This is a genomic window from Pseudobacter sp. (assembly GCF_051955275.1).
In the GTDB taxonomy this organism is placed as follows: Bacteria; Bacteroidota; Bacteroidia; order Chitinophagales; family Chitinophagaceae; genus Pseudobacter.
Map to the genome: position 1 here is coordinate 1 of NZ_JBQCGW010000246.1, position 6,442 is coordinate 6,442.

5 protein-coding genes are annotated in these 6,442 nt (G+C 42.9%); 2 read left to right on the top strand and 3 right to left on the bottom strand.

Features of this window, described 5'->3' with window-relative positions; genetic code table 11:
- The 3 genes from ACTHMC_RS21340 to ACTHMC_RS21350 all read right to left on the bottom strand — a co-directional run.
- On the bottom strand, nucleotides 1-1,645 hold a 1,645-nt coding region (locus tag ACTHMC_RS21340; RefSeq protein ID WP_440416234.1), incomplete at its 3' end, for a TonB-dependent receptor plug domain-containing protein.
- A 232-nt stretch (nucleotides 1,646-1,877) separates the two neighbouring features.
- Nucleotides 1,878-3,068, bottom strand: coding sequence for a FecR family protein (locus tag ACTHMC_RS21345; RefSeq protein WP_440416236.1), 1,191 nt, complete (start codon nucleotides 3,066-3,068; stop codon nucleotides 1,878-1,880).
- A 79-nt stretch (nucleotides 3,069-3,147) separates the two neighbouring features.
- A complete protein-coding gene (locus ACTHMC_RS21350; RefSeq protein ID WP_440416237.1) occupies nucleotides 3,148-3,753 on the bottom strand; it encodes an RNA polymerase sigma factor in 606 nt (201 codons plus the stop codon).
- A 210-nt stretch (nucleotides 3,754-3,963) separates the two neighbouring features.
- Here ACTHMC_RS21350 and ACTHMC_RS21355 point away from each other — a divergent pair, with 210 nt between their 5' ends.
- Nucleotides 3,964-4,557: a hypothetical protein gene (locus ACTHMC_RS21355; RefSeq protein WP_440416239.1), complete on the top strand. Its 594-nt coding sequence runs from the start codon at nucleotides 3,964-3,966 to the stop codon at nucleotides 4,555-4,557.
- Between the two features lie 215 nt (nucleotides 4,558-4,772).
- On the top strand, nucleotides 4,773-6,230 hold the full coding sequence (locus ACTHMC_RS21360; RefSeq protein ID WP_440416241.1) for a Fic family protein: 1,458 nt from the start codon (nucleotides 4,773-4,775) through the stop codon (nucleotides 6,228-6,230).
- Nucleotides 6,231-6,442: the final 212 nt, after the last annotated feature.

Consider the following 6,442-nt stretch of genomic DNA (forward strand, 5'->3'; position numbering starts at 1 on the left):
TGCCATATGCATAATTGAGGATGCCGATCTCAGCAGGCGTATACCGGCGTTTGCTGTTGCTCAGCTGGATATTGAATTCAGCCTTGAATTTTCTGTATGAAAGCAGGAGGTTGACGAGGCCGGTGTAGCGGTCGTTCCTTTCTTTTTTGATCACTCCCGGCTCATTGGTATAACCTACCGATGCGCGGTAGGAAGCCGAAGGAGAGCCACCGGAGATACTGAGTGTATGATTGGTGGCAAAAACATCCTGCATAGTATTTCCCAGCCAGTCTGTATTCATCTTTTCAGCCTTGCCAACCTGTTCTTTGAAAGTATCATAATCAATGGCGCCATTACTATAATCAAGGATAGACTTTTCATAGGCCTCCATGGCGCCACCACGAAGCGTGAGTTTCTTTTCAATGAGCTCGCGTGATACATCGATCCTGTCTCGCGAGTTCATCATAAAAATGGACCGGTCTGTATATCTGGGTCTTCGTGTAATGGTTCCTGTTACATTATAATTCACCACTGGCGGGCCTGGCTTTCCTCTCCTGGTAGTGATCACGATCACACCGTTAGCGCCTCTTACACCATAGAGCGCGGCTGCCGTGGCATCTTTCAATACATCTATCTGTTCGATGTCGTAAGGATTTAATCCGGAAATGGCATTACCCAGCAGGTTAACGAAATCCGGATCATTCACCCTGCTGGCAGGGATCGGAATGGGATTGGTACGGATGATTCCGTCCACCACCCAAAGAGGTTCCCGGGTGCCGAGGATAGTGGATGTGCCCCTGATACGGAGTTGTGGTGCGGCGCCTGACTGTCCTGAATTCTGCATATAGGTAAGTCCGGGTACACGGCCTTCGAGCATCTTATCTACCGTGTTCAATCCGGGCTGGATCACGGAATCCATTTTCAGCGAGGTAACAGAACCTGTAAGATACTTCTGATTGATCTTCTGATAACCGTTGTAAACAAAGGTTTCTTCCAGTTGTGCAGTTTTTCTTGCGAGCGAAATGGAAAAGAAACCTCTGTCAGTAGTAATTGTTTGTCCGGGGCGTAAGCCAGTCCCTGTTGTAGTCTGCCGGTCAACATAGATCAGTGTGGCGGTAGTTGCCGAGGAGATTTTGATAACAACATTTCCGAAACCTACATAGGAAATCAGAAGGGTCTGACCGATCTCTGCATTGATGGTAAGGATACCCAGCGCATCAGTTACTCCTGAGTTCTTTTCACCCTTCACTGCAATGGAAGCACCGGAAAGGGGATTATTATCTTCATCCATAATCCGCAACCTGATTGGTATGGGAGCCATCAACGTTCCTATTGATTGTTCCAGGTGCTCATCATCGTGCAAAGCAAAACCTGATGATGCCGATATGATGATCGTTTTACTTTTGATAACGTATGTCAACCGTTGTGCTTTCAATATCTCATCAAGCACTTCTGTCAATGGCCTGTTCTTAACTTCAATGGTAACGGGCTGCGCTTTTTTGACTATCTGTGAGGTGTAAACAAATGAGAATCCCGTCTGATCCTGCAACTGGATAAACACCTGTTTCAAGGGTGCATTTCTGACCGATAGATCAACGTTCTGGGAAACAGCAGCCACTGAAACATTCAGAAAGGTGACGGTTAAAAAGAATACGGTTAGCTTCATAACTAACAGAGTTTTGGTTAAAAGGCGGTTGCTCCCGCGAACAGGCCAGCCAAAAACAGCATTTTTTGCCATACTTTTGCGTTGGTTTGGTAATGTTAAAAGCAGTCTGCGACGACTATTTATTTTCGTTATCCAAACTTTTCAGCCGGTAGTGTAGCAAGCACTTCCGGCTTTTTTTCTGGACACGAAACATATCAGCACTATCTATTACAGGTTTTTCATTTAATTACTTTTAGTTTTCGCTCAGGATCAGTGTCCTTCCTTCCAGCCTTGCATGAATACCAAAATTGTTCAGCAGGCCCATCAGATCAGACAATTTCACACCTCTGTCCATTCTTCCTTCAATACTCACGGGCGGTTTGGCTCCTTCAAACTTCACGTCGATATCATACCATCTTTCAATTTGCCGCATCACCTCCTGAAAACTTCCTGATTCAAAATTGATAAATCCATTCTTCCACGCTAATACCTGGTCTATATTGGCAGGCTGAAGCCGGATCTCATCTGAGTTACTTGTGATCACGGCCTGTTGCCCGGGTTTCAATGTCACTGCCTGCTGGTTCCTGCGGCTATGAGCAGCCTTCACTTTCACGCTACCTTCAACCAGTGTTGTTCTGATGATTCCCTCATCCGTATAGGAGTTGATATTGAAACTTGTACCCAGTACCTGCACGGTGGACCTGCCATCTACATCCACCAGGAAGGGCCTGCGTGCATCTTTTGCGATTTCCATATACACTTCGCCGCTGACCTTTATGCTACGTTCATTGCCGGCAAATACAGCAGGATAGGTGATGGAAGAAGCTGCATTCAGCCAGATCTTAGTGCCATCTGGCAGTGTCAGCTGGTACTGTCCTCCTTTAGGGGTGACCATGGTATTCATCATCACTTTATGCTGAGCAACACCATTTGTTTCATACCTCAGTTCCCCGTTAGCCAGTTTAACCACCGAAGCATTGCCCTGTTGGGCGATGGCGCCATTGGCGGCACTGTCAAGGGTAATGACAGTTCCATCGGATAAGGTGAGCATCGCCCTGTTTGTTCCCGGCAGGATATCTTTTTTATTATGCTGATCCTGTACAATATTGTTCTTTTCATTTTTACCGGTGGTGGTAAAGAAATAGATACTTCCACCCAGTAATACCAGTAAGGCTGCAGCCCATCCCCAGCGGCGGTAAAGGGGAATTCTGCGGACAGGTGTTTCGCGCTGTTGCAGGATCTGATCAAAAAGTTTTTCGCGTAAGAGCGGGTCTTCAGCAACGTCAAAAGCAGCATCACACAAAGCCTGATCGATCACAGCTTCCAGCTCTTGCAAATACTTCTTACTTTGCACGAGCTCAAAAAAAAGCTGTTGTTCTTCAGCTGTAATGGTCTGAGTCAGGTATTTATCCAATAATTGTGTAAATGCGGCAGATGATTCCATAGTATGGTTTTAGATAAGGTTTAAAAAATCCAGGTGAATAAATAAGACAGGTTACAAAAAGGGATAGGTGCAGTGGGTCCTAAAAAAAATATTCCAATATGGCGGTCAGCAGCCAGGTTACCAGGAAAGCATCGCCTGAATGCAGGCGGACATACTCCCGGATGGCGTTCAGTGCCCGGACCATATGGCTTTTGACGGTGGCCGGCGCGATGCTCAACTGCTGTGCAATTTCAGCATAGGATAGTCCCTGCTCGCGGCTTAATTTAAAGACAGCAGCCTGCTGAGCAGGAAGTTTAGCCACTGCATCATTGATCAGGGCCAGAGCGCCCTTATATTCCAGTAAATAATCAGGAGTAAGGAAATCGGAGGGGATCAGTTCATCTACGGGTCCGTCGGCAAGCCTGAATGCCCGGTTTTCCAGGGCATTGATAATGGTGTTACGGGCCAGTGCGGCAAACCAGGCATCAAAATAAGTGACGTCTTTCAGCTTGTCGCGCTTTTCCCATAAGCGTACAAATACCAGCTGTACGGCATCCTGGGCCAGTTGGGGAGATTTGAGAAAGCTGAGGGCAACGCTGTAAACCCGGTTCCAATAGCGGTCATATACCTGCCGGTAGGTTTGTTCGTCGCCTTCAGAGAGGCGCTGGGGTATATCTTTTTCGCTATAGTTTCCGGCGGAAGACAATGATGCTAATCAGGTTAATGTCCGCAAACTATAGTAAAAATTTCAAAAGGGGAGAGATTTGAAGAATTCGGGGCATGATGCTATTTTATCATGCAAGTGCTGGAATTACAGAAAATTACTTTTAAATTAGGATGCCTGCTCAATCACAATAAAAAACCAGTCATTGAGAATCAAGGCTTATAATTCAACTACCCTCCTCAACCTTTTACTATGAAATTTATTCTGATCCTGTTTTTACCATTACTTGTTACTTCGGCTTCTTATGGTCAGGTTATAACTTATGACGAATTTAAAACCGTCATTCCATTTCTGCAGAAAGAAGATTTCAAAGGGGCTTTTGACAAGACAAGCAATCTTCTGAGCAACACTCAAAACGACAGCTCTGATCTGCGTGGAATTGTTACCTATATGAACATATTCTCGGCAGCGGGAATGGTGTCATTAGACCAAATGACCCATGCCGAATTTCTCAAGAACGCAAATCAATATGTAGGACAAAGACTGGTTATGTCGGCGCATCCTTGCGTTGACAGTTCGTCCCAGGATTTTAATTCTTTAAAGTTTGTAAACAAGGAAGGTGAATTACGCGGTATGACAATTACATCAAACAACAAAAAGACAAACATTCTTTGTTTTGAATATTTTAAATATGCGGACCCAATAAATCCATCGGAGCTGATCGGGAAAAATATCCGTTGTGGCGGAAAATTGGCATCGGTTGAAGTCAATCCGAATAAATCCAGTATCTGGATTTCAAGACTGCATATAGAAAATGCATTTGCAAGAGAAATGACGCCAAGATAAAACTGTAATGGAGGGCAAAAACAAAAAAGGTCCACATTGCTGTGAACCTTTTTTCGTGGAGGCAAGGCGCGGGATGTCGAACTCCAGCTTTCTTGATTTACATTTTCTTTGATGATAAATTGTCTCCATTTTCGCCAATTATCGTCTCTTATCGTCCCAAATCGGCTCAGTTTAGTACTAATATCGTATATTTACGTCTCGAATCGTCTCATATCATGAATATTCATACTTTTGAATTTATACCTTTAAATTGGATGGACCTTACGCAGCAACTGAGTCAATTAGATCGGTTTGATGCAAAATGGCAAGCTATCGAACGGCGTGAGCAGAAAGCTTTGAAAGAGCTCAAATCCATTGCTACAGTGAGAAGTATTGGTGCATCAACCCGAATTGAGGGCTCCCAATTATCAGATACTGAAGTGGAGGTTTTAATAAGAAACCTGGACATTTCTAAACTATCAGACAGGGATCAACAAGAAGTTGCAGGATACTATGATGCACTCAATATTATAAGCGAATCATACCGGGACATTTCTGTAGCTGAAAGCAGCATCAAGCATCTTCATAATATATTGATGAAGCATAGTTCAAAAGATGCTTATCATAAAGGAAACTACAAAATCAATTCGAACCGAGTAGAGCGAACAGAATCAAACGGACAGAAGACCGTAATCTTTGAAACTACGGCTCCGGGATTTGCAACACAAGATGTAATGGAGCAGTTGATAAGTTGGTACAACAATGATTCAAGCACTCATCCTTTAATTCGAGCCGCAGTATTTGTTTATGACTTTTTAAGCATCCATCCTTTTCAGGATGGAAATGGTCGCCTAAGCAGATTACTGACTACCTTATTGTTGATGAAAAGTGGTTATGTATGGATCGAGTATGTAAGCTTTGAACATGAGATAGAACATCGAAAGAAAGAATATTATAAATCATTAATGGATGCACAGCGTAATAGGCCCGGAGAAGACGTTACACAATGGGTTACTTTCTTTCTTGACTGTTTGAAAAATATTCAGCATCAACTATTAGAGAAATTAAAAGCAAAGGAAAAGCGTGAAGCACTTGGAGTACGAGAAATTCAAATATATTCTCTCATTGAAAATAATCCGGGCATTAGCAGTGGAGAAATAGCTGCAAGGCTGAACATTCCAGTCTCATCTGTCAAACGAATACTTTCCGATCTTGTTGCAATGCGAAACTTAATTGTTCATGGTGCCGGAAGGGGTACAAGCTATAGTATATCAGTCACAGATCAGGTTAAACATGATTTAACGATTAGATTGACTAATGAGGATAAAGTAAAACAATTCACTCTTCAGCAAGTCGGATCATTTATCCGAATAAAAAAAATAATACTCGTACCATTATTTGATTGGCAACATCCAGACGAATGGAATAAGAGGCTGTTACGAAACGGACTCGTTATCACTATTAATGCGAAGACTTCAGAAGGAGTAAAATATAGCCAACCTTACACAATTTTGGGATTCAATGATCCCTCCTATTATCAACCCGTTTTCCTGGTAAATCCCAATATTGTTCTCCCTGAACAATTCAGTAAAAATATAGGAAAAGTCAATTACCCAATCTTATGCAGTGTAGAATTATCTGGCAGTGTGGATGTGTTTGAATTTGATGTATTGCTGATAATTGATGAAGGGTAGGCTTGCATAAAACACAAGCATAAAAAAAGTCAAACTCAAAAGAGTTCGACTTTTTTTGATTTATGGCCCTGGCCGGACAGTTCTCTAACCAGTTATTTGTAAAACACAAGATTTGATCTGACAAACGAGGATTAAAAATTGAAGATACTAAGCTGCTGTATGCAAGTCATTCAGCAGCTTTTCTTTTGCTAAAGGTAAGGATTCGGTAAATG